Source organism: Persicimonas caeni, assembly GCF_006517175.1.
GTDB classification, from domain to species: domain Bacteria; phylum Myxococcota_A; class Bradymonadia; order Bradymonadales; family Bradymonadaceae; genus Persicimonas; species Persicimonas caeni.
This window is the reverse complement of the sequence record NZ_CP041186.1, coordinates 5,719,756-5,744,626: the sequence shown is the minus strand read 5'-3', so window position 1 is coordinate 5,744,626 and position 24,871 is coordinate 5,719,756. Positions and strand designations below refer to the sequence as shown.

The window sequence follows — 24,871 nt, the reverse complement described above, 5'->3', positions numbered from 1 at the left end:
CAACCAAACATCGCACGGCGACTCAGTTCGGCTTTTGCTGCAAAGCCTCGTTGATCACGTCGAGCAGCTCCTGGATACCCACCGGCTTGCGGAGCACCGCAGACGGCTCGAGCGAGGCGACCTCGCGCTCGATTTCGTGAGCGCCCGAGAGCACCACCACCGGAATGTCGCGGTACTGAGGCTGGTTGAGCTGCCGGGCACGAAAGGCCCAGCCGTCCATCTGGGGCATCATCAAATCGAGAAAAATAAGTTCGACGGGCGGTCCATTTCGCAGGACTGCCAGCGCTTCGGCGCCGTTATTGGCGGTCAAGACCTCGTGGCCTTCGACCTCGAGCAGCGCCGCGACGCTCTCGCGCACGTTTTCTTCGTCTTCGACCACGAGCATACGCTTATTCATGACCATCACCTCCCTTGGAAACATGTTGGCACGATGGCGTTCTAGGATCGGCCGAATGGAGCTTGCGCACACAAAGATAAACAGCGCTGGGCGAGCTTCCAGCGCGATGGGCGATTTGATCAAAGTCTTGCATCCCGCCGCAGACGTGCCACACTGGCGCTGCTGTTGCGTGGACCGACCGCAACAGATTAGTGTGTGCGCGGCGATCGACCCCCACCGATGTAGGCAGTGAGCGTGGCGAGCAACATCTCAGATGATGCACGACGCGCCGAGATTCTTCGGCGCGCCCTACTGGGTCTCGATGAAGACATCGACGACCTGCGCAACGAATTGCTCGATGCGCTGCCCGATTACGAGCAGCGCTTGCGCCAGCACACGGGCGCTCTGCCCGAGTGGCTCAAGCTCTCGCCTGTGCGGGTGCGCGAGCTGTTTCGCTTCTCCGACGACAGCGTCGACAATCAAGGCATCCTGGGTCCGCGCACCGTGGCGCTGGGCGCCGGACGCGTGGAGGAATTCGTCGAGCGTTGGTTCGACGAGCAGGCCGACCAGGCCCTCGACGACTCCGCCGAGGCATCCCACGACGAGCTCGTCGACGATTACGACGCGGTGCGCGCCTACCTCGACGCGCTGCGCGACGAGGCCGAGCGCGTGGCCGGCGAGGCCCGAAAAACCCTCGAGCGCTGGCTCGACGGCGTGCTCACCGAGCTAGACGCCCAGCGCGAGAGCGACATCGACGCCATCGAGGCGCTGGTGCGCGAAGGCGAGATCGGCCGCGGGCGCACCGCGCGCCAGGAGATCGCCGACTTGTGGGAAGAACAGCGTCACCAGGCCGCCGAAATCCAAGACCGCTGGGCTCCGATCACCGCCCTGGTCGACGAGGGCCTCGAGATGACCCGCGCGGGGCTCGACGAGCTCGAAAGCATGCTCGAGCGCGCCCGTCAGGGGCTCGTGGGCGCCAATCCGGCGCTCGAAGAGCGGCTCGAGGCGGTCGGCCCCGAGCCCGCTACTCCAGAAGAGCCCCCCGCCCCAGAAGATCCGGTTGCCGAACAAGTCACCGAACAAGTCACCGAACAAGCCAGCGAGCCGAGCCGCGATGAGGCCGACGAGCTCGAAGACGAAATCGACGACGTCGGCCAACCCACCGTCCCCGACACCACCCGCCAGACCGATCTGGCGGTCGACGAACCCTCGGACACCATCCCCGACGAGGGCTTCGTCCACGGCATCGTCCCCCTCGAAGAGCCGACCTCCGAGCCGGAGATGAGCACGCTCGAGTCGAGCTCGGTCAGCGACTACTCCGAGCCCGAACTCGCCGAGACGAGCTCCACGCCCACCGCCGACATCTCGTCGCAACGCCTCTACACCCGCGGCGGTGACTCCACCGCCTGGGAAGAGACCGACACCGCGCGCAAAACCGAGGAGATCGACGAGCCCGCCGAGAGCGACGGGCCCGCGGCCGAAGAAGCCGCCGAGCCGACTGCCGAGGCGCTGCACAGCAGTTGCTTTCGCATCCGCGCAGGCTACGCCCCGGCCGGCCTGGCCGAAATCGTGGCCGTGCTCGCCCCTCCGATCGTCTTTATGCTCGGCGTCGCCGCCCTGTCCGTGGCCCACCTTCTGGGCGACCCGGGCTCGACGAACCCGGTCACCCACTACTCGTGGATGCCCGCCGCGCTGGCCGTGGCCGCCGCCTGGCTCTTTTTGGTCCCGTTCGCGCTGGGCTGGCGCACCCGCTGGTCGGGCTGGCGCCTCGAGATCTTGCGCAGCGCCGACGTCCGCCAAGAGGAAGAACTCGTCATCGCCGCCGACAGCCTGACCATCGGTCCGGTGCGCTGGCGCTACGACGAATTGGAGGCCACCCGGCTTCGCCGCTGGGAGTCGGACGCCGACGAGATCCACGGCTGGGTCTTGATGTTCCATCCCCCCGACCACCCCAAGGCCTACCTGGTCGCCCCCGAGCCGAGCCGCCGGCGCTGGCAGAACTCCCCCCACGAGCTGGTCGACGTGCCGTACGAGGCGTGGCAGCTCGACGCCGATGATTTTGAAGAGCTTCGCACCAAGCTGATTGGCTGAAGTGTCGGCTCGTCAAACGATAAAAGGGCGCCCGACCGGCAGTCGAACTGCCGGTCGGGCGCCCCGGAGGCGGCGTCAGCGTGGTCGCTTAGTAGCGACGAAACACCGCAAAATCATGTCCCCATGGGCTCTGCATGGGTTGGGTGATGATGCCGTCGTAGCGGCGGACCAGCCAACCGCCGGCCAATCCTCCGTGGCACGCGTTGTAATCCGACGTGCCCGGGCACGAGTACTTGTGGATCGAATGCACGCGCAGGGAGTCGCTCGCGCTGGTCCGCCCGACGACCGCAGCTCCCCAGTCGCTCTTGATGCGAAACTCGGTGAATCCGTCGCCGTCCCAGTCGCCGAACGCGCGGTAGGGGATCCAGTTGTCAGCGGTGTCGTAGCTCCAGTGCCCCTGACTGCCCAGCCCAGCGATGGCGTTGCCATTTTGGACGTGCTGGTTGGAATCGATGTAAGGCGACATGTTGCTGCTGTTGAAGTTCATCACGGCGAGCCCGTCGTCGCCCATCAGCAGGATACTGTCCTTGTCGATCGACTCACTCGGCCCCCACTTCAGGCGCCCGGCCCCGGCGACCGTATCGGTGCTCCGAAGCGTCCAACTCGATGAGACGGTCGTGCCGAAGGAGCGCATCATGTAGTCTGAGAAGCGGGTATCGCCGCTCTTGATGCCGATGACGCCGATGCCCCAACCGTCACGGATGATGAACTCGTCGCGGCCGTTGCCGTTGAAGTCGCCCACGGCAAGCACCTCGTTGTCGCTGCCCAGCGACCAGCTGCCGAAACTGCTGGAGTACGAGCGAAGATCGAGCGTCTGCAGCGCCCCATTCGAGCCGGTGCGCGACAGCAAGCCAATGCCCCAGCCACTCTGGACCAGAATGTCGGTCTGGCCGTCGCCGTTGAAGTCGCCAAAGCCAACAAAGTCATTGGTCGAGCCAATCGTCCAGTGACCGTAAGGTCCGCCGATGGCGGTGCCCCACGGCTCGTAGTTTCGCGTGCGAAATTGGCCGCTATACACCGACAAGATGCCAATGCCGGTATTGGAACACTCGATGAAGATCTCGTCGCGCAGTGTCGCTGAGCCATACTGGGTCTGGCTGGAGAAGCGCCCTGCATGCCAGATCCCGTTGCAGCCGGTCTGGTGGGTCCACTCGCCCGAGCCGTCTCCCCAATGGGTGAAGGTGGTCCCGTCGGCGGCCATGGCCTCATCGTCAAACGAGTTATTCTCATCCCAGCCGATCACGCCGATCCCCCAGCCGCTCATCACGACGAACTCTTCGCGTCCGTCCGACGGATAGGGCCAGATGTCGCCGGTGACTGCCACCGAGTCGTACATGCCGTTGACCCAGCTGCCGAAGCGTTCGCCATGGGGCATATTGTCGACCAGGTCCAACTCGGAGTTCGAGTCGAGTTCGAGCACCCCGAGCCCGTTGCGCGACGGGTCGAAGTGCGGCGAGCAGGTATACCCTCCCGAAGGTTCGGTGTAGGTATCGACCAGGTTCAGGCGGCCGCGCTTGCGACAGTCGAACAGCGAGTCTGCGTCGCGCCCCTCGCACATCGGCGAGCAGTGATCGGCAGAGCGAGTGACCACGCGGTTGATGCAACTGCCCACGATGTAGGGCATGCTGTTCGAGTACATCGAATAGCCCGACGACGAGGTGGGCGTGCAGGTGGTGTCGTTGCTGTCTTCGGCGTGACGGTAGCCCTGCTGGTGCAGCGCTTCATGGACCACGATGTCCGAGCCCTGATTGATGGGCCAAGGAAACGGTGCCCAGCGACACTCTCCCGACGGGTCGCTGCAGCCGGTGCGATTGCCGTACTGATCGTAGTCCGACATCGTCCAGTCATCGGCGTGGGTGTCGAGTTCACCGATGGACTCGACGACCCCGTCGAGCCAACTGTGGAAGGTCATCGTATCGTCGGTATAGTTGCCATACGAGCCGATGTAGGCCGAGGCGTTGCCGCTGTTGGTGAGCGCGTCGCAACGAAGCTCCAAATCATTGACATTGCGCACCGCCTCCAGGGCGGTCTCGTAGCTCTCCTGCGGAGTGCTGTGTGCGGGATCCTCTTGACAGGGAATGTAATCGCCCTGGGTGACGATGCGGTCGTACATACACTGCTCGAACGCCTCGGAGGTGACCACCGTCTTGGCGACGAACGACCAGTCCTCCAAGTATTCGCGCTCCAGCGAGGTACACACGGCCGAACTCGAGTCGAAGGTGGTTTCGCCGAGCAGCGGTTGCGACCGTGTCTGGCGGGCTGAAGGGGCGTGTGCCGACTCCGACTCGCCCGGTGGGTCCGACGCCTCCGACGGCGGAGCCTGGGCCGGCTCCGGCTCCGGCGACGTGCTCTCACCACACGCCGCCCCACAGACCGACAAAAGTAGACACATACAAAAACAATAGACGTTTCTCGGCTTCACTTTTCCCTCCAAAAATCTACTGATACGGTGAGACAACAGCATAACAGCCCCCAAGCAAACGTCAACACATGTAGACAAGAGCATCCTGACGCCGCCGTGCGGGCGGCTGTTGCACCTGCGCCCAGGGCAGACAACGGGCCGCGCCCCAGGGCCCGCCGGCCAGCCCTTGATGTCCCCACGAGCGTTGCAACATTAAGCATGGACGACCTATAACTGACGTACGCGTTTTGTCAGGTCGCCGAGGTTTTTGGTGATTGCTACTGATTAGATATTTTGAGGAGCGCCAATGGCTTGTTTGGATGGAGTAGGCTTCGGGGATCGCCGTTTTGGGGGCGTACTCGCAGCAATATTGTTGGTCGGCGCGGTCATGCTGCTGCCGTCGTGTGTCGACGAAGGGGACGGGTTCCCCGACATCGTCTCGGTGACGGTGAGTCCATCGACCATCTCGCAGAACCAGACTGCGGGGATGACCGACCAATTCTTCGACATCCAAGTGACGGTGGCCGACTTTGCCGGCCAGATCGAAGACGCCGACGTATTCATCCAACTTCAGGGCGATGAACGCTTTGCAGCCAAGGAAGGCTTCGAAGCCACCGGCAACACCATCGATATCACCGGGGTACGCTACGCCTGGTTCGTCGACCTGGAGCCTGGCGATTACAATATTGGTGCTCGGGTGGTCTCCGACGCCGGAGAGAGTGTCCAAGAACTCGATCTGGCGACGGTGCGAGTCACCCCCTGAGTCGGCCCGCAGGTGAGTCGGCCCATACGCAGTCGCCACGCCATCAATCAGGTGTCACCATGAGTGAACTCAATCGACGCAGATCGACTTCGACCAACGGCAGGCGCAGACCGTCGTCGTCCAACGGGATCAACGGGCTCAAGCCCGCCTTCGAGCGACTGACCGACGGGCTGTCGACGCTGGTCAAACAGCACCTGGAGCTGGCGCGTTACGAACTCAAGCAGGACGTGACGACCACCGGCAAGCGCGTGGCGATCATCGCCGTGTGTGCGGTCATCGGATTGATCGGCTATGTCACGCTGCTGGGCGCCGGGATCTTGCTGGCCGCCTGGCTGGGCGGTGCTCTGGCGGCCTTTATCACCGCGGCCGCCATCGCGGTGGTCCATCTGGCCGTCGCCGGCGGGCTGACCGCCTACTTCGGCAAACAGTTGCGCGACGAGAAGCCGGTCGATCTGGCGCAGACCAACGACGAACTAAACGAGGACAAAAGATGGCTACGCGAGATCGGGGAGAAGAGCCGAAACGGCACGAAACCGAAACAGCTCTCACAAGAAGAACTTCCACCGAGCTGACCCAGGCGCGGGCGCCCGACAAACACTTCGACGAGCGCACCGCCGAGATTCGCGCCTCCATCGACGAGGCGCGCCGCCAGATCTCGGACAGCCTCGACGACATCCAAGTCAGCGTCCAAGAGACGCTCGACTGGAAGGCCTGGGTGAGCGATCACCCCTGGCAAGCGGTGGGCATCGGCTTTGCGGTCGGGTTTTATCTGGGGCTGCGCTAGTGGCGCCAGGGGCGACGACGATCGCTCTTGACTTCTAGGGGGGCGCCCCCATGTATTATGGGAGCACTCGCTAGGGTATAATCGGCGTCGAGTCGCCCTCAGCACCGCCCACGGACGGTTGGTGGGTGACAAGCGCCTTTTTCGCACGAGCTAACATTCATAAGTCAGACGCGAGGATCGACAGATGAGCACGGACACTCCCAAGACTCCCGGCTCGCCCGAGGAGTCGTCGACAGCAGGCCACACGCCTGGCGGCGCCCAGACTCAAACCGCCCAACCTCATGGTGGCGAGCACGCCGCACGCACCGAGGAGATTCGCGACCGGGCCCGTGAAGTCCAAGAGCGCATCGAAGAGGGCTATCACGAGCTCGAACAGCGCTACGACGATGCGCGTGTCCAGCTTCGCCACGCCAACGACTCGGCGGTGCAGTTCATCCGGGAGAACCCGGTGGTCTGCCTGGTCGGCGCCGTCGGCATCGGCTATTTCGTCGGACGCCTCGCCTCGCGGCGCTGGTTGACTTGAGCATCAGGAGCAACGAATCATGGCAGCTGACAACGACGCACAACGGCTCATCGACGACAGTCGCACGCTGATGAACGACTCGAAGCAGGTCTTCGACGACGTCCAGCAGCTCTACGACAACATGCGAAACAAGGCGTCGATCGGCGAGTATTACCAGGAGAATCCGTACGCGGTGCTGGCCGCGGCCGCCGGCGTGGGCTACGTGCTCGGCGGGGGGCTCTTCAGCCCGTTTACCAAGCGGATCCTCAAGGTCGCAATGAAGGGCATGCTCATTCCGCTGGCCAGCTCGCAGATCAAGAATCTGACCGCCAATGTGCATCCCTCCGAGGGACCCTACGAGAGCGGCCAATAGCCCCACCCTCGAGCCCTGCGCACCAGCGCGGGCTCGAGCTCGAACTTGAATAGCTACTAATTAAGGACCAAAATGGACTTGTCAGCCGGGCAACTCATCGAACTCTTGAGGGCCAAAGGAGAAGATATGGACTGGAAAAAGAGCCTGCAGACTTTCAACGACTCCGCACGCAGCTCGTACGATAACTCAGTGAACTCGCTGCTCGACCGCATGGGTCTGGAGCAAAAGCGCAGCACCATGGAGGTCATCCTCCCTGCACTGGGTATCTTTGGAGCAGGTATGGCCGTCGGCGCGGCTCTGGGCGTGCTCTTCGCCCCCAAGCGCGGTGAAGAGATTCGCAGCGACCTGGGCAGCCAGATCGGCCAGCTTCGCGAGCGTGGCTACGAGAGCTACGAGCAGCTTCGCAGCCGCGGCGCGACCGAATCGCTGGGCGCCGAGACCCAGCAAGAGTCGACACAGGCCACTCCGCAAGCTGAGTAACGCGTGACGCCCTCTTCGACCTGCCGAGCTCCGACGCTCGGCAGGTCGAACGCTGTTCCTCCCCCCTCCAAACGCCGCATCCGCGGTGGAGCCCCTCACCCAGGTTCGATCAGCGATCGCCCGTCCAGGGGTGACGAGGCCGTTCGAGACCGCCGGGGTGACTCAACGCCCCGGCAATGGCATACCTCCCCCTTTCCCCAGCGATGCGGGCGCTTTTTTGGAGGCAGACCTTCCAGGTCTGGTCTCGGGGCGTTTTCGCCCCGGGTTGTCTTTCGAAAGAGTGACGGCGTCGGCTGCGGGCTCAAGCCTCGAAGGCGTCAAACTCGGTGGTGTCCAGTATGGGAATGCACAGCGTCATAAGCGCCTGCTCGACAACCATCTTCCAGGTTGGCTTGTGCCACTTCTCTGCGGATTTGTTGCGAGTCAGCGCACGCAGCACCGCCAGAATATTGATGGCAATGGAGCGCAAAAGCCCCGCCACGAGCACCCCATCGGGATGCATCGTCCACGGCGTTCGACGCGCGTCTTCATCGAAGATGGCATCGGCGGTCCAGTGGCCTTCATTCTCGCAGCGCCAGTGGGCTCGGGCGAGTGCGAGCGCCTCTTTCGCCCCAAGCTCATCTGGGGACTCGGAGCTGACGAAGTAGCGGTTTCCTACCTCGGCGTCCTCGTCGCCGGCGACCACCCGCTCGATGCGCACCACCTGCCTGGCACCCTCGAAGCCGTACTCCCCGTCGAGCTTTTCGCGCCAGACGCTATAGCAGATCGTCTTTCCACGCTCTTCGACCACGTCCCGATGGTCAGCCTGACGACCTTCTCTATCACCGAGAGTGTCGACGGCATGCTCCCAGAGCCTGCCCTGGCCGACTTTGAGCGACATCAAATAATCAATGTCGCGCCCCTGTAGCATCTGGGCGACCTCGGGGGTGGCGTTACCGGCGTCGAGCGTGACCCGCTCAATGAGTTTGGTGCGTCCGTAGGCCGACATGAGCGCCGAGACGGTCAGCTCGATGGCGCCCCATTCATTTGTCTGACCGGCGATCGGCCACTGATCCAGCGCGACCGCCGCACTCGAGGAGATCAATGTAGTGCGATGGACGCGGATAAGGCCGCACAGCTTGCCGTGGCTGCTCTCCTGGAGCTGGACGTGGGGAAACTGAGTCGACAGCACCTGGCGAAGCTCGGCGGGGGCCAACGTGGCGCCATCGAGGCTTGTGCGCTGGGTGACGAGCGCGCGCAGGCGCTTTTCGGGGACGGTGGCCACATGCTTGCCGTCGATCGCGGCGGTGCTTTTTTGCAGGCGCACCGGTACAAGACGGCCTCGGCGCCACTCGGCTTTGACCTGCCGATGGAGGCATCGGCGAAGCTGGGGCCATTTGATGCGGGGCAAAACCAGACCAAAGGCGTTGTCCGACACCCGCTCTTTAAGCCCGACTTGGGCGCGCACTGTGGGCCGAAGCTGCTCGCTTCTGACCTCCACGGCCCGCACCGAGCGGGCGTGCGTCGAAAAGGCGAGTGCTCCCAGCTTGAGAAGCGCGTGCAGCGGGTGGACAACCCACTGCTGGGCTCGCGGATCGTCGACCCTCTCAAAGCGGGCATCCGAAATACGACGTAAAAAGCCCTTGGGTGTAGCGGCGTTTCTGCTTATTCTCATCTGTGCCATATCGACCTCATTCGTGAGGGAAAAGGCATCGACGGCGTCCGCAGCTTAGCCCGCAGGGACGCCGTCACTCTTTCTTGGCTCAGATGATACGAAATCTAGCATCTAGCTTTCAGGCTTTCCGTCCACCGGGACAAGCCCGGTGGGACGGGTACTTGGTAAGACCACTTACGATCGGCTGTTATCAAAGCGGCCATCTCCTGCCAAACTTGGACGGCAAGCACTTCAGAAACTCGTTCAACTGGCACGGAGGCATCATGCACAAGCAGCCGAAGGCGCCGAGGAGTATCTGGAAAAGGCTGACGGACAGACGCAAGGCTGTACTGGTCGACCAGCTTCGGGCGATAGCCAGGCGGCAGATGACTTCGACAAATCGACACGGAGGTCGAAATGACGGAGTCCGCGATTCTGCGCCCACCCAAGATCACCGAGCGACATGTCAACCAGCTGGTGGTGGTCTATGTACGGCAATCAACTCTCCAGCAGCTCGAGGAGCATCAAGAGTCGACGCGTCGACAGTATGCGCTCGCCAAACGCGCTCGTCGGTGGGGATGGAGCGATGATCAGATTTTGACCATCGACGACGATCTGGGCACAAGCGGAGCAAGCATCCAGGGAAGGCAAGGTCTCCAGAAACTCATGCAGGAGGTGCGTTGTGGGCATGTCGGGCTGATTCTGGCCCTGGAGTTGTCTCGCTACGCCCGGTGCTGCCTGGACTGGTATCGTCTCCTGGAACTGTGTGCCCAGTACGATACGCTTATTGCCGAAAATGACGTGGTCTACGAGCCCTGCGACCCCAATGACCGCATGCTATTGGGAGTCAAAGCGACGATGTCGGAGACAGAGCTTCACATCATGAAGCAGCGACTCGAGGACGGCAAGCTGGCCAAGGCCAAGCGGGGCGAGCTCGTCTTTGATGTGCCGCGTGGTTACGTATGGAGTGTCGACGAGGAGATCATCAAAGACCCCGACGCCCAGGTGCGCCGGGTCATCGAACTGATCTTCGAGGTGTTCGAGAGGCGGCGCACCATCGGTGGTGTGTGTCGATATCTCGAGGCGCACGACATCAAGCTTCCGCATCGTCGCGACAGCTTCGGGCATCTGGCCCACCTGGGCCCGCTTGAGTGGCACAAGGCGACGAACTCGGCGGTGAGCAACCTTTTGCGGCACCCGATTTATGCGGGGGCCTATGTCTACGGGCGGCGCCAGCGGCCCTCGAACGCCGGGTTCGGGAGTCGAGGCGAGCCAGGCCGGGTCCGAGTCGACCAGGGGCAGTGGCTCGTGTTGCTCAAAGCCAATCACCCCGCCTACATCGACTGGAAGACCTACGAGAGAAACGTGGAACAACTCGAGGACAACAAACCGGCCGTGAAGGGATATGCGCAAAATGGCCAAGCGCTGCTGGGAGGACTGGTCCTTTGTGGCGGGTGCGGCTGGCGGATGAGCCTGCACTATAAAGACCCACAAACGTGGCGCTACGAATGCGAAAACTACAAGACGAAGGCCAAAGATGGCTGTCGCTCCTTCAGTGGGATGTCGCTCGACGAGCTGATCGAAACGCTTGTGTTGCAGGCTCTGGAGCCAGCAGCCATCGAAATGAGTTTGAGGGTTATCGAGGAGGCCGAGAAGGAAAGAGAAAAGCTAAGAGAGCTGTGGGAGCAAAAGCTCGAGCGGGCGCGCTATCGCGCCCAACGAGCATTCGAGCAGTATGACGCGGTCGACCCGAGAAACCGTCTGGTGGCCCAGACCCTCGAAGATCGCTGGCAAGAGGCGCTGGAGGAAGAAGAACGAATCCGACGCGACTACGCCCGCCAAAAAGCCGAGTGGCAGACGCCGCTTCCTGGCGAACAAGCCGAAGAAATACGCCGTCTGGCCCAAGATCTGCCGGTCCTGTGGCATGCCGAGGAGACGCTCCCCAAAGAGCGCCAAGAAATCGTGCGCGCGATCGTCGACGAAATTCACGCGCAGGTCGAAGGCGAAACCGAGCGACTCCGCGTCGAGGTCCACTGGGCCGGAGGTGACCGCACAGCGGCCATCGTGCAACGGCCGGTGCAGAGCTGGAAGCAATTGAGCTACTACGACGAGCTTGTCGATAGGATCAGCCGGCTTTTCGAAGCCGGCAAAAGCGATGCCCAGATAAGTGAGCGGCTAAACGAGCAGGGGTATCGAACCGCCGAAGCCCGCCCATTTACGCGGGCAGCGCTCACATCATTGCGCTACAACCTCGGGCTGAAGCGCGCACAGTCGAGCAAGCCGACCGACCTCCTCAATTTAGCCGAGGATGAGTGGACGACCGACCAACTGGCCGAAAGACTCCAGATGCCGCGAGCGTCACTCTACAACTGGATCCGAAGCCAGAAGGTCAATGCCGAAAAGCGAGCCGCTCAGAAGCGCAAGATATGGGTCATCACCGCCGATCAAGCTGAACTCCAGCGTCTTGAAGCCCTCAGAGAGCAAGGAACGAGTCGCTAATCATCTAATAACACCTTCAAACACGGTGGCATCATGAATCACCCACTGGGGCGGCTGCCTCGCCGAACTGCGAAAAAGAACCGCAGCTCAATCGTTGAGCGAACCTGGCCCCTCACCAACCGTTCCATCGATACGCTGGAAGCTTTGCGCCTCGAGTGCTACTATTCGTCCATCATCAGATGACCAGCGTAGTACCGGCGTAGCCAACAGGGCTTCGCTCGGGCAAATGGATCAACCCGAGAGGTTCATTGATGCCCTTCCACCGCTCGCACGTCTACATGCTGTCGGCCCTGTCGCTCGCGGCACTGACGCTTGCCTGTGACGGTTATATGCAGGCGGGTCGTGGCCCGCTGGCGACGGACAACGGCTCCGATGGCAACCCGACGCCGACCTCCGACAGGGTTTGCTCCCGGATCACCCCGGGCGAGTCTCCCCTGCCCCGCCTGACCGAAGCCGAGTACAACAATACGCTCGACGACCTCTTTCCGAGCCTCGACGTTGCCCATCTCGACGTACCGGGCGACGAGAAGATCGGGCCGTTTGATGCCAACGTGATGGCCTCGGTCGGCGACACCATCGCCGGCCAGTACCAGCTCAACGCCGAGGCCGTGAGTCGAAATGTGGCCGCCAATATCGGCGCGGTGCTCCCCTGTGCCCAGACAAGCCCCGAGCAGGTCTATCACGGTGAGGCCGAGGAAATCGGCGGCAGCGTCGGACAGTCTCAGAATATCTACTGGAACCTGTGGACGAACGGCACGCTGGCGACCAACTTCACCACCGACGAAGCCGGCGACTACGAGATCGCCGTCAGCGCCTCGGGCACCCGCGCCGGTGCGGATCTGCCCCACATGACGGTGACGATCAATGGCGACCGCGTGCTCGACGTCGACGTCGACGCCCAGGGCGGCACACCGAAGACCTACCACACCGAGACGACGCTCCCCTCCGGCAGTCACACCATCTCGGTCGCGTTCACCAACGATTTTTATGACGAGGCGAGCGGCAACGATCGCAACCTGCTCGTCGACTCGATCTCGGTGACCCACACCAACCGCGTGACCGCCGACGATAGCTGCGTGCGCGGCTTCATCGACAGCTTCGGGCGCCGCGCCTTTCGGCGCCCGCTCAGCCAAGACGAATCCGACCGCCTGTGGCAGCTCTTCGAGGGCATGCGCGCCGAATATGGCCTTGGCACCGGGATACGCGCCGTGGTTGAGGCGGCGTTGCAGTCACCGAAATTTCTGTACCGCTTCGAAGTTGGAGAGCTCGCAGACGACGGCGTGGTCGAACTCACCGACTTCGAGGTCGCCTCGCGCCTGTCGTATTTTTTGCTCGACTCGATGCCCGACGAACAGCTCTTGTCAGCCGCCGAAGCCGGCGAGTTATCCACGAAGGAAGGCGTCGAGGCCCAGACACGCCGGCTGCTCGAGACAGCCGACGCCCGCCGCTCGCTCAACCGGGCGTTCATGACGTGGATGGGGCTCGACGACCTCAGCTCGGTCGAAAAGGAAGACCCGGACTTCACCCCCGAGATGCGCACCTCGATGGAAGCGGCGACCTTGGCGTTCATCGACCAGATTATCTGGGAGGGTGACGGCCGATTGTCGACCCTTTTGACCGCGCCGTTTGCCTATGTCGACAGAGAGACCGCCCCGCTCTACGGCGTCGAGCCGCCAGACGACGATAGCATCGTGCGCGTCGATCTCGACGGCGAGAAGCGGCTGGGACTTCTGACCCAGCCCGCCGTGCTCGCCCGCTACGCCTACGGAGACACGACCGTGCACCGCGGGCTATTTATTCGCGACGCGTTCTTCTGCTCGCGCCCCCCGCCTCCGCCCAACGAGTTCGAGGATCCGCCGGAGACGTACGAGGGACAGCCTGCACGCGAGCGCGCCGAAGATCGCATGAACCACCAGCAGTGCGGCGCCTGCCACAAACAGATCGACCCGCTGGGCCTCGCGTTCGACGAGTTTGACGGCATGGGGCGTTGGACCGAGACCGACGAACACGGAAATCCGGTTCACGACTCCGGCGCCATCTACGGAACCTCGTCGACCGACCAGGAGGTTCGGGGACCGGTCGAACTCGCCCGCGCGCTGGCCGAGTCCGGCGAGGTGCGCCAGTGCGTGGTGCGCCAGTGGTTCCGGCTGGCTTTTGCGCGCACGATGACACGCGAGGATGCCTGCAGCTTGCAGCAACTCGAAGAAGCGCTGCAATCGTCCGACGACGATATCCGTGAGCTCATCGTCACGATCGCGACCTCGGACGCGTTCCGCTACCGCCTGGCTTACGACGCACAGTGAGCTCGACTCGAGAGCAAAGGAAGAAACCCATGGACCGTCGAAGCTTCCTCAAAACTCTGGGATTGGGTGTGGCCGGCGCGGCCACCTTGCCGTTGATGCCTTCGTTGAGCATGTCGGCCGGCGAACAGTTCCCAACGCGCATGGTCATCTTCTTTAGCGCCAACGGCACGATCCCGTGGCGCTGGAAACCCAGCGGTGGAGAAACGGACTGGTCGATCCCCGACGACGGCATTTTGGCGCCGCTGCGCGGATACGAGGACGACCTGCTCATCCTAGACGGCATCGACATGATCTCGGCGCGCTACGGCCCCGGCGACGGCCATCAGCGCGGCATGGGTCATATGCTCACGGGCACCGAGTTGGGCACGGGCGACTTCACCGGCGGCAACGGCGAGCTGGCCGGCTACGCCGGTGGAATCTCGGTCGACCAGTATATCGCCGGCGAGATTCACAACGGCGAGATGTTCGACTCCCTCGAATTGGGCGTCCAGTGTGGCGGACCGACGACCTGGTCGCGCATGTGCAGCAAGGGCAATAACCAGCCGGTCGAGCCGGTGCAGAACCCATACACCATCTACGAACGCGTCTTCGGCGCCATCGACCAGAGCGAGGCCGAGCGTGCACGCCATCGCGCTCGGCGAGGCAGCGTACTCGACTTCGTGCGCGAGGACCTCCGCCAGGTCAAACAGAAGGCGAGCAGCGTCGACCGCCAACGCCTCGAACAGCACCTGACGGCGATCCGGGAACTCGAAGGCCAGCTCAACACGGGTGACGATCGCGGCTTTGCCTGTGAAGCGCCCGATCAAGGCAGCGTCATCGACCCATCGAAGGAGGCGAATTTCCCACAAGTGGGCAAGTTGATGATGGACATGCTCGTCGCCTCACTCGCCTGTGGGCTGACGCGTGTGGCGAGCCTGCAGTGGAGCCGCTCGGTCAGCCAGATAGCCCACGCATGGGCAGGCGTGAGCGGACGCCACCACGATCTGTCCCATGAGGGCGACAGCAACACCGACGCGGTCGAGAGTCTGGTCAAGATCAACCGGTGGTATGCCGAGCAGTTCGCCTACCTCATCGACAAGATGAAGCAGATCCCCGAGGGCGACGGCACACTCCTCGACAACACGCTGGTCGTCTGGGCCAACGAGTTGGGCAAGGGAAACAGCCACACCCGAAACAACGTACCGTACGTCATCGCCGGAAGCGGCGGCGGCCAATGGCAGACCGGCCGTTACCTGACGTTCGATGACGATCCCCACAACAACTTCTTGGTGTCCTTGTGCCGAGCCATGGGGGTGCAGGCCGACACGTTCGGCAACCCACAATACTGCACCGGCGCCTTGCCCGGCCTGGCCTGAGGCCGGCGCTACCGAAACCCAGGGCTTCGAGCGCTGTCGAGCAGCGAGTCCCACCGCTCGATGAGCCGCGGCCACTCGAGCTCGGCGATCTTGGCGCGCTGGCGCTCGGCCAATTCCTCACGCTCCGACGTCGGCAGCCCGGCCAGAGTTTTGATGCGGCGCGCCCACTCCTCGACACTTTGCGTGGTCATCTCCTGCAAGTCCCGGTCGGCCAGATATGCGCCCACTCCGGGAATCCCGCCGCAAAGGGGCATGATATCGCGCGAGCACGCCTCCAGGAGACTCACCGGCAGGCCTTCGTGGCGTCCGTCGACCTCTCGCGACGCAAACAACGCGTAGCCACAGCGGGCCCAAAGACGCTCGCGGTCTTCGCCGGTGACGAAGCCGTGGAAGGAGACGTTGGCGCCGAGCGCATCTGCCAAGTTCTCCAACTCGACACGCTTGGGGCCGTCGCCGGCGATATGCAAGGTGGTCGTCGAGGGCAAGTCAGCGCGGGCAAACGCCTCGATGGCTAAATCGATCCCTTTGATGTCGACCAGACGGCCCATACAGAGCCAATCGGTACGCTCCCCGGACGAGGGCCGGAGATCCGCCCCCCGAACAGGCTCGAAGCCCATCGGCAAGACGTGTGCTCCGTACCCGCCGAGGCGCCCGAGTTTTTCAGCCAAGGGCAACGACGGTACCGTGGTCGGCCCAGCAGCCACAAACGCGGCCACTGCTCGTGCGACGGGACGAGGTAGCTTGTCGAGCAGGTGCACGCCTCCCGAGTGACCGACCACCACAGTCGGCACACCCGTCAGTTGACCGGCCGCACGAACCAATAAGCCCGACGGAACGAGCCAATGGCCGACGAGCACGTCGGGCTCGAAGTGCTGGATCTCGTGGGCGATACGACCCGCCATCACTAGCGCAGCGGGCGCAGTGAGCAGGGCTCGGAGGGGCTTCTGACGAATATTTTCGGGGGTACCGGCGCCATAGAAGAGCGTGTCGGCGCCAGGCGGCGCGTAGGGAATGCGCACCACGTCGTGCTCGACCTCCAGCGGTGCTCCACGCGCCGCCGAATCGAACCAGGTGAGCACCTTGACCTCGTGGCCGATGCCCACCAAATGCTCGACCCACTCGAGCACGAAGCGCCCGGCAATATCCCCTTCGAAGCGCGGGTAGCTGCTGGTGACGACGAGCAGTTTCATGTTCGAAATCTCATGCCGCGAGGAGCTTGTGGCGCCCGGCGAGCCGATTTCGCAGCCGGCGAAGGGCCCCGCGAAGCAAGATGCCGCTGATCGGCACGATGACCGCGGGGATGCGAAGCCCGGACTGCTCGGTCGCATAGACCGGACGGACCACCGGCTGCTCGATGGTCGCGCCGAGTTCGCGCAGCCGCAAGATCAGGTCGTTGGGATACCCGTAGCTCGGATAGAGCTTGTGCAGCGGCACGTAGCGAAGCGCCTCGGCGCTGATGGCGGTGTAGCCACACTGCGAGTCGTCGAGCTCGGGGAGCCCGCAGACCATGCCGGTCATGCGGCCCAGAAGGCGCGTGCCGAAGCGTCGAAGCGCAGGCATCTGCTCGCTTTCGGGGTGGGCCAGGCGATTGCCTTTGGCGTAGTCGGCCTGCTCGTCGACCACCGGCTCGACCACCTTGAGCAGGTCGTCGGGATCCATCTGGTTGTCGGCGGCCATCACCGCGATGACATCGGCGCCCAGTTGGAGCGCGTGCTCGTAGCCCCGCGAGATCGCGCGGCCGACCCCATAGTTAAACCCCAGGCGGATCACCTCGACGCGCGGGTCTTCGAGGCGTCGAGCCACTTCGAAGGTGCGATCGGGAGAGCCGTCATCGACCACGACGATGTGGTCGACGAAATCGGGGATGGAAGCGATCGTTTCGGGCAGAAGCTTCGTTTCGCAGTACGCCGGAACGACAACAGCGAGCGTCTTTCGCTCGTTCAGCGCTGAATGAACCATGGTGAAGGATCGAAGGGTTTTCCGTCTTTTCGGAGTTCGAAATACAACTTGGGGCCCTCGAAGCTGCCGGACTCACCGGACTTGCCGAGCACCGTGCCGCGCCCAATGGACTTGCCGACTTCGACGTCGAGCGAGCCCAGATGAGCATACAGGCTGTGATAGTCTTGGCCGTGGTCGACGATGATCATCTTGCCGAAGCCTTCGAAGCGTCCAGCAAAGACGACCACGCCGCTGGCCACGGTCTTGACGGGCGTATTGGAGCGGATTTTCCAGGTCAACCCGGTGTGGCGCACGTAGCTCATCGAGCCCTTCTGCTTGCGCGGACCATACCCGAAGGTCGGGCCGTTGGCGACCGGCGGCAGCAGTGTGCCTTTGAGACGGTGGAAGTCGCGTTGGGTCTCGTTTTTGAGGAGCATCCCGAGCGAATTCTCCAACGCCTCGTCGGCGCGCTCGAGCTCTTCGTCGACCTGTTTCTGATTCTGGGGCCGGCGAGCCTCCTCGACGACCTTCTCACGGGTGGCTTCGGCGGCCTCGGTGTCGCCTGCGCTCTGGGCGATCTGGACCACAAGGCCGGCGCGGTCGGCGACCCGATCACGGGTGCGACGCACATCGGTCTCGATGGTCTGTAACACGCCGATGTCGTCCATGCGCCCACGCAGCGCCTCGGGCTCGGCGCGCGCCAACAGCACCTGCGTGTCGGCGGCGTCTCCAGGTGGCAGATAACGCGCGGCTCGACGGAGTTCGCGGTCGGCACGCTCCCAGGCCACGAGCTGCTCGGCGACCTTGCGTTTGACGCGCAACCGGGCGCGGTTGGCCGTCTCGAGCGAGGTCGCCTCACGCCGAAGGGCGCGGGTCATCGCCTCGAGTTCCTCGCGGAGCTCGGCGGTGTGGCGCTGTCGCTCGCCGACAGACTTCTCGAGCTTGTCGAGACGCTCGACGAATCCGGCCGCACCATCGCGGCTCTGCGCGCTGATGGCCTGCGTCGCCAAGAGCACGAGCAGCATCGCTCCGGCTGCACTAGCGCAGCGAAACAAGATTTTCGAGTTCCAGGTCATGAGCATGACTCTTGTGTCGACGACTGCGATTGGCGAACCATCCGGCGGTGGCCCCAAAAAGAGGACCGAAGATGACCGGCGCGGCAATGACCGCCCACGACCACGCCGAGGCGCCGTGGGCGACCCCGACGAGAACCGGACGCGCGTCTTGCCACATGAGCAGCAAGGCGAACAACCCTGCGAATGCGACGACGCCCGCCCACACACCGATGGTGACCCCGCGTACAAGCGAAGTGCGCCGCAGCTTCGACGGCGGGGCGCCGAACAAGGCCAACAGCTCGGTCTCGCGGGTCGATTCGTCGGCCAGACGAACCAGATATCCACGCACTTGACTGACGCCGGTGACGACGAGCACGACCAATAGCCCAGCTCCCAGCCACAACAGCCAGCGCACGAACGACAGCGCCTTGGCGGCTTGTGCCGATGGAACGTCGACCGACTCGACCTCCATGCGCGCCTCCAGCCCCGATATCTCGGCGATGAGATCGAGGTGACCTGCGACCGGCGTCGACGGCTGGAGCACGACGCTGTAGGGGAGCATCTTGGCGCTGACGCCCAGCTTGGCGACCTCCCCATTGCCCAGACGCTCCTGCAACTGCGAGAACGCCTCGTCGGGGGTGCGCAACTTCGCCTCACCGACCGCCGGCCAGGCTCCCAATTCCTCGGCGAGTGTCTTGGCGTCGGCCTCTTGGGCGTCGGCGGTCAGGTAGACGATCGGCTCGTATGCCTCGAGATAGGTCTTGGCGACGTCGCCCACAAAAGCCGCAGCGAGCACGGCCAAACACGGGATTACCAGCGCGAAAGCGAGCACGGCGACCGTGGTGGCGGTCTCCACCTTCCTCTCTTTGAGCGCATCATTGGCCGGGCGTAGCATCAGGCGGCCCCATGAATCGCAGCGGGATTCTCGGAGGGTGCACCGTCGGCCTCGAGTCGCCCATCGTTCAGGCGAAGCGTCCGCGTGCGAAGCCCGTCGAGCGCGGAGAGTTGACGTCCGGTGAGCACGATCGTCGCGCCCCGCTCGGAGGCCGCTCTCAAACCGGCAATGGCGTCGGCCTCCAACTCCCCGAGCCCCTCGAGTCCTCCGTCGACGAGCACCAACCTGGGACGCCCGACGAGCGCGCGGTAAATCCCGAGCAGCCGTCGCTCGGCGTCGGAAAGCCCACCTGCCGGCACGCGCTCGAGTTGCTCGAGGCGCGTGCCTTCGATTTGGGCTTCGACCGTCTCGAGCGCCCCCTCGGCTCGCCCACGAGCGACGAGCGGCAAGATCAAATTCTCCAGCGCGGTGCGCTCGTCCAAAAAGGTCGGCTGCTGCGCACACGACCCCAGGGTCTGGCGAAGCTCGGCGATGGCGTTGGGGTCGAGCCGGTCGAGATTACGCCCGGCGATGATGCACTTGCCGTGCGCCACTTTGCTGCGGAGGCTCAAAATTGAGAACAACAGGCTTTTACCGGCACCTGCAGGCCCTACGATCTCGGCGAAATCCCCCTTCTCGACCTCGAGTGAGATGTCGTCCAGGAGGGGGCGCTTGTGATGCGGGTGCGCGACTGTCAGATGAAAACACGAAATCATCGAGTGAGACTTGGAGCCTGTAGGGAGCGGCCTGTGGCAGGTCGCTGCCGGAGGTGCCGGCAGCGAGGAAATCAAAGGCCGAGGAAGTTCTCGACCAGACCGGTAAGTGACAGATCGTCCGAGGCCGGCTTGCATCCGTCCCACGCGTCTCGCCCGGTGGCGGCGTACTCGATGAGCGCAGGCCGAGTGGACTGAGCGGGTGGCGTCGACTGGACGGGCTGAGCAGGCTGAGCAGACGCTGCCGCGGCAGGCGTGGCCGCTTTTTTCGGGGCTGGCACTTTCGAGGCCGGCTTTTTCGGAGCCGACTCGACGGGTGCCTCTCCGCCGTCTTCGGAGACCGAGCTGAAGTCCAAACCGCCGGCCGACGGGTCGATGACCTGGGTCGGCGCGACGTCATCGGCCTCGGAATCCTCAGAAGGCGCGCTCTGCTCCTTCATGTTGGCGAGCTGATCCTTGAGCTTGTCGAGGCTGACGTGGTTCTTGGCCTTCTTCTTCTGGAACTCGAGGATGGCGTCCTCGCCCTCCTGCTCGACCTTGGCGGCAGCAGCCGGCACGCGGTCCTGGCTGGGAGTGAAGTCCTCAGCCTCGGCATCGATCTCCTCGTCGACCTCTTCGAGCGGCTCGAGGCCGGCCAGTTCATCGTATTTGCCGGCAAAGAGCTTCTTGTAGAGGCTTCGGTGGCTCGCCTTCATCTGGGCGCGAATACGCTCTTCGGCTTCCTTGCCATCGTACTCATCGAGGGTTTCCTCGTAGGAGGTGATGACCGTGTCGAGGATCGCACCGGAGAAAAATAGCTGCGTCTCGATGCGGGGGTCTCCCTCACCGTGATCCTCGGTTTGAATGTGGAAAGTCTTTCCACGGTACTCGACGTCGTTGTTAAAACCGATCAGCATGAACGCTCCAACCTACACACTTTGGTTCGGGCTCCACATACGGCACGCGCGCCCGTAAATTCACCAGATTCCGGTAGAAAAGACTAGCACAGAGGATCGGGGGGAACAACCGGTGGCGCGCGCGGGCTTGTAGTAAATGGCGGGATGGAACTACCCTCAGTACTGCAACGTCACTTCCGAGGTGAGCGCCCTCGGCGAGGCCAAGGCGCCGGCGCGCAGGCGATGCGGCTGAGCATCGTCGAGCGACGGCCACGCTGACATCGGTTTCATGGACCGGCGAGGTGCCGCGAGGGAAGTGACGTTGTAGTATTAGGCGCGATTGCTGGAATTCGAGCAGTACGGAGTGTGTGTTGGCCGACAATGCGAGCAATATCGACCTACCCATCGGCGTCTTCGACAGCGGGGTGGGTGGCCTGACGGTGATGAGGGCAGTCACCGAGCTGCTGCCCTACGAGGATATCATCTATCTGGGCGACACCGCCCGGGTTCCTTATGGCAACCGCGGGCCCGAAACGGTGCGCCGCTACGCGCTCAACGCGACCAAATTGCTCGTCGATCGCGGCGTCAAAGCAATTGTCATCGCCTGCAACACTGCCAGTGCCTTTGCGCTGAAGGCCGTCCGCGCGCGGCTCGACGTGCCTGTGCTCGGGGTGATCGAGCCGGTGGCACGCACGGCCGCCGCCGCTAGCGAGGCGGGCGCCATTGGCGTTATCGGCACGCGCGGCACCGTGCGAAGCGGCTGCTACCCCAAGGCGCTCGAGGCGCTTCGACCCGGCGTCACCGTCCACCAGACCGCCTGCCCGCTATTCGTGCCGCTGGCCGAAGAGGGCTGGCTGACCGGCGACGTGCCCCGGCAGGTCGCCCGCGAGTACCTACGCTCACTGGCCGACACCGACGTCGACACCTTGATCTTGGGATGTACCCATTACCCGATTTTGCGTCAGACCATCGCCGAGGTCCTCCAAGAAGTCATCTCGCAGCCTGTGACGCTGTACGATTCGGCTACGTCGACCGCCCGCGACCTGCGCGAGGGCTTGAGCCAGCACGATTTGCTGCGTCCGGAGCGCTCCGGCCGCGAGCTACGTTTCCTGCTGACGGATGTGCCCGACGGGTTCAAACCGACGGCCGAGCGCTTCTTTGGAAGCCACATCTCCGAGTTCGAGCACGTCAATATTCCGGTCGGCGACTGAGTGCCGCTTTGGAATTCCGTTCGAATTTCCAGTGCTCCAATCCGTCGAACTGAGAGGAATTTGGCGCGTGGCCACTTTGGGGTTAAACTCGCCAAGGTTACTGGTTTGTTATTTTTTTTGTTCGAGGTTTACTGATGCTTCGACGCTTTAATGTCGCTCACCTTTCGGTCGTTTTTGCAGTCTCCCTGGCATCTCTGGCTGTCTCCTCCGAGGCGCACGCCGAACAGATGGCCGGGCTGAAATTCGAGACCGGCCAGATCGAAGATGATCTCGCCAAGGGTCTTCGCACGCAGGTCACCAAAGCCTTCGGCGAGGTCGACCGGTGGAGCTTTATCGGGTTCGACGCCGCGCGCGGAAAGATGGCGCCGATCACGCGAGACTGCTTCACCAAGGATTGTTTGACCAAGGCGGGCAACGCCACCGGCGCACCGGCCGGCGTGAGCGTCGAAATCTCCGGCGAGGCCGAAATCTACGACTGGACCATCGAGACCTGGGACCTTCGCAACGGCGCCAAGCTAAAGACCGAGAAAGGGGCTTGTGAGTTGTGTGGCCACACGGAGGTCAAGCGCAACTTCTTGGCGAGCATGAAGGCGGCGCTTATCGGCACTGGCCTGCCCGAAGGCGCGCGAGCCGAGGCCGAGACCGAGCCGCCGCAACCGACCGAGCCCGAAGCTGATCGTGCGTTGCCCAGCCCCGGCGACGTGCCGCTTCAAATCAGCGCGGTGCCCGCCGACACCAAGATCTACGTCAACGATCAAATGGCAGGCGAAGGGCAGGTAACCCGCGCGGTTGGCCCCGGTACGCACAAAGTTCGCTTCCAACGCGAAGGTTACGGTGGGCTGATCGAGACGATCGTAGTCAACGAACAAACGGAAGGCCCGGTCATCGTTCGCGTGCACCTGAGCCGTACAGATCCGGAAGCCGTCGAAGTCCCCACGGGCGTCGGCGCGATTGACCGCCTCGGCACACAGCGCACCACCTATGGACTACTGGCTGCGGGCACCGGCGCGGCCCTTCTGGGCACCGGCATCTACCTGGTAGCCATCGACGGCGATACCGCCTGTGACGATGGTGTACCGGACGCAGAATGCCCGGAAGTCTACGCCACCGGCGGCGCAGGGATGACTATGGGAGTGTTGGGCACCGCACTTTTGACGGGCGGCGCAACTTTGCTGGCCTGGGAGACGCTCGCCGGAGGCAGCGAGGAGCCGCAGGATGAGGAGACCGTACCCGCCGGCGACGAAGAGCCGGCGCGCACGATGTCCTTGAGCCCGTCGGTCGGAGCCGACGGGGCAGGTCTTCTGTTGCGAGGAACCTTCTAACGCTCCAACAACTCTTCGAGCGTGGCGGTCTTCGCCTCCCAGGAGCCGTCGACCCACATCACGCTGCGCTCGGAGAGTTCCCGCCAACCGTCCGCTTCCGGACGAAGCTTACTCCCCAAAAAGACGCCCTTGAAGTGCGGGTGCTTGATCTGCTTGGGCCGATGGCCCGCAAACAGCGGCTCCTCGCCGGGTTGCTCCATGCCGTCGAAGACCCGGTAATGAATCGGATCGCCCAAACGTGCGGCGACCACCAGACGTTCGGTGGCGGCCACGATGTCGAGCGATAGCGGACCCTCGAAGCCGGCCGAATGCGCCTGCTCTTCGAGCTCGTCGACCGTCGCCGCCAGTGCCTGCGCGGCCCGCCGGCCCTGGGCGCGGCTCGGGGTGAGTGCGCCGGTCTTCTTCAGCCAGTGGTAGAAGCGGTGGAAGACGACCTCGGCACCGGTCTTACCGGCAATATTGCGCCGGATGTGGTCGGGCGTTCGGGCCACCAATTCGTCGCGGAACTCCTCCATGCGCGGCACCTGGCCGCTCTGCGAGTAGACCCACTTACGGAATCGAAACGGCTGCAGATCGAGTGAGTCGACCGCGCCGTCGAGGTTTTCGCGCATGTGACCGACGATGGCCCGCGCGGGGATATCAGCGAGCAAGCCGAGCACGTCGACCGGCTCGCTCGATTGACTGGGGTGCTTGCGAAGCAGGGTACGACTCTCTTGAACCCACCCAAAGCCCAGGCTCGCCGGCTGGTTGGCTTCATCGAGCCAAGCCTGCTGGCGCACCTCTTCCATGGCGTAGGGGGTCAAACTATCGTCACTGCACATATAGCCGAGCAACCGGGACATATTGCTACTCCTTGTTTGCGCTCGCTCCAAGCATCAACACGATTGGCGCTTGTGAACTTCGCGATACTGCTGTTAGGACATTGATATGGCCCCTGCCACGAGGGGTGTCCTAAGTTGAATCCTTTCGACAACGATCATGCGCCTTTGTTCACCGTTGTTGCTCCTCGCCCTGCTGACCCTGACGGGCCCTACAGGATGCTATCCGCACCAGGGGAAGCCCGTCGATGCCGCGCCACCAGAGCTCCTCGAGCTCGCCCACGACGCCTGTCGCCGACACGATGCGGATGCATGGCAGATGCTGCTGAGCCGTCTTGCCGAGCAGCATTCAGACACCGCCGAAGGGAAGCGGGCACGTCAGCTGCTGGACAGCGAGCCTAATCCGATGGCAAGCTGCGCGCGCACCCTCCAGACTGCCGAGACTCACGATTGAGTCAATGTGCCTCGTACATCTAACAAATCTTTGTACGAGGCTGATTCCGAA

General features: G+C 63.4%; 23 protein-coding genes. 12 read left to right on the top strand and 11 right to left on the bottom strand.

Features of this window, described 5'->3' with window-relative positions:
• Positions 1-22 precede the first annotated feature (22 nt).
• Positions 23-397 (bottom strand): response regulator, encoded by a 375-nt coding sequence (locus FIV42_RS21190; RefSeq protein ID WP_168210833.1) that lies wholly within the window; start codon positions 395-397, stop codon positions 23-25.
• A 234-nt stretch (positions 398-631) separates the two neighbouring features.
• Between FIV42_RS21190 and FIV42_RS21185 the strand changes: the two genes are divergently transcribed.
• Positions 632-2,467 (top strand): coiled-coil domain-containing protein, encoded by a 1,836-nt coding sequence (locus tag FIV42_RS21185; RefSeq protein WP_141199626.1) that lies wholly within the window; start codon positions 632-634, stop codon positions 2,465-2,467.
• Between the two features lie 88 nt (positions 2,468-2,555).
• Here FIV42_RS21185 and FIV42_RS21180 read toward each other — a convergent pair whose 3' ends face one another.
• Positions 2,556-4,667 (bottom strand): FG-GAP repeat domain-containing protein, encoded by a 2,112-nt coding sequence (locus FIV42_RS21180; protein ID WP_168210832.1) that lies wholly within the window; start codon positions 4,665-4,667, stop codon positions 2,556-2,558.
• A 508-nt stretch (positions 4,668-5,175) separates the two neighbouring features.
• Here FIV42_RS21180 and FIV42_RS21175 point away from each other — a divergent pair.
• From FIV42_RS21175 to FIV42_RS21150, 6 genes are all read left to right on the top strand, one after another.
• Positions 5,176-5,631, top strand: coding sequence for a hypothetical protein (locus tag FIV42_RS21175; protein WP_141199624.1), 456 nt, complete (start codon positions 5,176-5,178; stop codon positions 5,629-5,631).
• Between the two features lie 59 nt (positions 5,632-5,690).
• Positions 5,691-6,203: a phage holin family protein gene (locus tag FIV42_RS21170; protein ID WP_141199623.1), complete on the top strand. Its 513-nt coding sequence runs from the start codon at positions 5,691-5,693 to the stop codon at positions 6,201-6,203.
• On the top strand, positions 6,122-6,415 hold the full coding sequence (locus FIV42_RS21165) for a glycine zipper domain-containing protein (protein WP_141199622.1): 294 nt from the start codon (positions 6,122-6,124) through the stop codon (positions 6,413-6,415). Before FIV42_RS21170 ends, FIV42_RS21165 begins: the two co-directional genes overlap by 82 nt.
• Before the next feature lie 184 nt (positions 6,416-6,599).
• Complete coding sequence (locus FIV42_RS30760) at positions 6,600-6,938, top strand: DUF883 family protein (protein ID WP_222615284.1); 339 nt, start codon at positions 6,600-6,602, stop codon at positions 6,936-6,938.
• 19 nt (positions 6,939-6,957) lie between these two features.
• On the top strand, positions 6,958-7,290 hold the full coding sequence (locus FIV42_RS21155; RefSeq protein WP_141199621.1) for a hypothetical protein: 333 nt from the start codon (positions 6,958-6,960) through the stop codon (positions 7,288-7,290).
• A gap of 126 nt (positions 7,291-7,416) precedes the next feature.
• Positions 7,417-7,770, top strand: coding sequence for a YtxH domain-containing protein (locus FIV42_RS21150; protein WP_168210831.1), 354 nt, complete (start codon positions 7,417-7,419; stop codon positions 7,768-7,770).
• 301 nt (positions 7,771-8,071) lie between these two features.
• Here the strand turns inward: FIV42_RS21150 and FIV42_RS21145 are convergent, their stop codons facing one another.
• Positions 8,072-9,433, bottom strand: a complete 1,362-nt coding sequence (locus FIV42_RS21145; RefSeq protein WP_141199619.1) for an ISAs1 family transposase — start codon at positions 9,431-9,433, stop codon at positions 8,072-8,074.
• Positions 9,434-9,820: 387 nt separating this feature from the next.
• Here FIV42_RS21145 and FIV42_RS21140 point away from each other — a divergent pair, with 387 nt between their 5' ends.
• The 3 genes from FIV42_RS21140 to FIV42_RS21130 all read left to right on the top strand — a co-directional run bounded on the left by FIV42_RS21140 (position 9,821) and on the right by FIV42_RS21130 (position 15,560).
• Positions 9,821-11,902 carry a recombinase family protein gene (locus FIV42_RS21140; protein WP_141199618.1) on the top strand — a complete coding sequence of 694 codons (2,082 nt, stop codon included), beginning with the start codon at positions 9,821-9,823 and terminating at the stop codon, positions 11,900-11,902.
• A 251-nt stretch (positions 11,903-12,153) separates the two neighbouring features.
• Entirely contained in the window at positions 12,154-14,205 is a 2,052-nt protein-coding gene (locus FIV42_RS21135; protein ID WP_141199617.1) for a DUF1592 domain-containing protein, read from the top strand.
• 29 nt (positions 14,206-14,234) lie between these two features.
• Positions 14,235-15,560 carry a DUF1552 domain-containing protein gene (locus tag FIV42_RS21130; RefSeq protein ID WP_141199616.1) on the top strand — a complete coding sequence of 442 codons (1,326 nt, stop codon included), beginning with the start codon at positions 14,235-14,237 and terminating at the stop codon, positions 15,558-15,560.
• Positions 15,561-15,568: 8 nt separating this feature from the next.
• Here FIV42_RS21130 and FIV42_RS21125 read toward each other — a convergent pair whose 3' ends face one another.
• From FIV42_RS21125 to FIV42_RS21105, 6 genes are all read right to left on the bottom strand, one after another.
• Positions 15,569-16,750, bottom strand: a complete 1,182-nt coding sequence (locus tag FIV42_RS21125; RefSeq protein WP_168210830.1) for a glycosyltransferase — start codon at positions 16,748-16,750, stop codon at positions 15,569-15,571.
• Positions 16,751-16,760: 10 nt separating this feature from the next.
• On the bottom strand, positions 16,761-17,519 hold the full coding sequence (locus tag FIV42_RS21120) for a glycosyltransferase family 2 protein (RefSeq protein WP_141199614.1): 759 nt from the start codon (positions 17,517-17,519) through the stop codon (positions 16,761-16,763).
• Positions 17,501-18,574 carry a murein hydrolase activator EnvC family protein gene (locus FIV42_RS21115; protein ID WP_168210829.1) on the bottom strand — a complete coding sequence of 358 codons (1,074 nt, stop codon included), beginning with the start codon at positions 18,572-18,574 and terminating at the stop codon, positions 17,501-17,503. Before FIV42_RS21115 ends, FIV42_RS21120 begins: the two co-directional genes overlap by 19 nt.
• Entirely contained in the window at positions 18,537-19,448 is a 912-nt protein-coding gene (locus FIV42_RS30295; protein ID WP_168210828.1) for a cell division protein FtsX, read from the bottom strand. Before FIV42_RS30295 ends, FIV42_RS21115 begins: the two co-directional genes overlap by 38 nt.
• Entirely contained in the window at positions 19,448-20,143 is a 696-nt protein-coding gene (locus FIV42_RS21110; RefSeq protein WP_168210827.1) for an ATP-binding cassette domain-containing protein, read from the bottom strand. Before FIV42_RS21110 ends, FIV42_RS30295 begins: the two co-directional genes overlap by 1 nt.
• Positions 20,144-20,214: 71 nt before the next feature.
• Positions 20,215-21,036, bottom strand: a complete 822-nt coding sequence (locus FIV42_RS21105) for a hypothetical protein (protein ID WP_141199611.1) — start codon at positions 21,034-21,036, stop codon at positions 20,215-20,217.
• Positions 21,037-21,383: 347 nt separating this feature from the next.
• Here FIV42_RS21105 and murI point away from each other — a divergent pair, with 347 nt between their 5' ends.
• Both murI and FIV42_RS21095 read left to right on the top strand, forming a co-directional pair.
• Positions 21,384-22,226 (top strand): glutamate racemase, encoded by an 843-nt coding sequence (murI, locus tag FIV42_RS21100; protein WP_390618743.1) that lies wholly within the window; start codon positions 21,384-21,386, stop codon positions 22,224-22,226.
• A 134-nt stretch (positions 22,227-22,360) separates the two neighbouring features.
• Entirely contained in the window at positions 22,361-23,548 is a 1,188-nt protein-coding gene (locus FIV42_RS21095; RefSeq protein WP_141199609.1) for a PEGA domain-containing protein, read from the top strand.
• Here the strand turns inward: FIV42_RS21095 and FIV42_RS21090 are convergent.
• On the bottom strand, positions 23,545-24,390 hold the full coding sequence (locus FIV42_RS21090; RefSeq protein WP_141199608.1) for a class II glutamine amidotransferase: 846 nt from the start codon (positions 24,388-24,390) through the stop codon (positions 23,545-23,547). The two genes, FIV42_RS21095 and FIV42_RS21090, sit on opposite strands and share 4 nt — an antisense overlap.
• A gap of 148 nt (positions 24,391-24,538) precedes the next feature.
• Positions 24,539-24,715: a hypothetical protein gene (locus FIV42_RS30290; RefSeq protein WP_168210826.1), complete on the bottom strand. Its 177-nt coding sequence runs from the start codon at positions 24,713-24,715 to the stop codon at positions 24,539-24,541.
• Between the last annotated feature and the right edge of the window lie 156 nt (positions 24,716-24,871).

Bases quoted from the DNA above. Each gene is read 5' to 3' on its own strand.
- FIV42_RS21095 (WP_141199609.1), top strand. From the start codon at position 22,361: ATGCTTCGACGCTTTAATGTCGCTCACCTTTCGGTCGTTTTTGCAGTC.
- FIV42_RS21165 (WP_141199622.1), top strand. From the start codon at position 6,122: ATGGCTACGCGAGATCGGGGAGAAGAGCCGAAACGGCACGAAACCGAA.
- FIV42_RS21155 (WP_141199621.1), top strand. From the start codon at position 6,958: ATGGCAGCTGACAACGACGCACAACGGCTCATCGACGACAGTCGCACG.
- FIV42_RS21110 (WP_168210827.1), bottom strand. From the start codon at position 20,143: ATGATTTCGTGTTTTCATCTGACAGTCGCGCACCCGCATCACAAGCGC.
- FIV42_RS21135 (WP_141199617.1), top strand. From the start codon at position 12,154: ATGCCCTTCCACCGCTCGCACGTCTACATGCTGTCGGCCCTGTCGCTC.
- FIV42_RS21145 (WP_141199619.1), bottom strand. From the start codon at position 9,433: ATGGCACAGATGAGAATAAGCAGAAACGCCGCTACACCCAAGGGCTTT.
- FIV42_RS21140 (WP_141199618.1), top strand. From the start codon at position 9,821: ATGACGGAGTCCGCGATTCTGCGCCCACCCAAGATCACCGAGCGACAT.
- FIV42_RS30760 (WP_222615284.1), top strand. From the start codon at position 6,600: ATGAGCACGGACACTCCCAAGACTCCCGGCTCGCCCGAGGAGTCGTCG.
- FIV42_RS21105 (WP_141199611.1), bottom strand. From the start codon at position 21,036: ATGCTGATCGGTTTTAACAACGACGTCGAGTACCGTGGAAAGACTTTC.
- FIV42_RS21175 (WP_141199624.1), top strand. From the start codon at position 5,176: ATGGCTTGTTTGGATGGAGTAGGCTTCGGGGATCGCCGTTTTGGGGGC.
- FIV42_RS21090 (WP_141199608.1), bottom strand. From the start codon at position 24,390: ATGTCCCGGTTGCTCGGCTATATGTGCAGTGACGATAGTTTGACCCCC.
- FIV42_RS30295 (WP_168210828.1), bottom strand. From the start codon at position 19,448: ATGCTACGCCCGGCCAATGATGCGCTCAAAGAGAGGAAGGTGGAGACC.
- FIV42_RS21170 (WP_141199623.1), top strand. From the start codon at position 5,691: ATGAGTGAACTCAATCGACGCAGATCGACTTCGACCAACGGCAGGCGC.
- FIV42_RS30290 (WP_168210826.1), bottom strand. From the start codon at position 24,715: ATGCTGCTCGGCAAGACGGCTCAGCAGCATCTGCCATGCATCCGCATC.
- FIV42_RS21120 (WP_141199614.1), bottom strand. From the start codon at position 17,519: ATGGTTCATTCAGCGCTGAACGAGCGAAAGACGCTCGCTGTTGTCGTT.
- FIV42_RS21125 (WP_168210830.1), bottom strand. From the start codon at position 16,750: ATGAAACTGCTCGTCGTCACCAGCAGCTACCCGCGCTTCGAAGGGGAT.
- FIV42_RS21130 (WP_141199616.1), top strand. From the start codon at position 14,235: ATGGACCGTCGAAGCTTCCTCAAAACTCTGGGATTGGGTGTGGCCGGC.
- FIV42_RS21150 (WP_168210831.1), top strand. From the start codon at position 7,417: ATGGACTGGAAAAAGAGCCTGCAGACTTTCAACGACTCCGCACGCAGC.
- FIV42_RS21115 (WP_168210829.1), bottom strand. From the start codon at position 18,574: ATGACCTGGAACTCGAAAATCTTGTTTCGCTGCGCTAGTGCAGCCGGA.
- FIV42_RS21190 (WP_168210833.1), bottom strand. From the start codon at position 397: ATGAATAAGCGTATGCTCGTGGTCGAAGACGAAGAAAACGTGCGCGAG.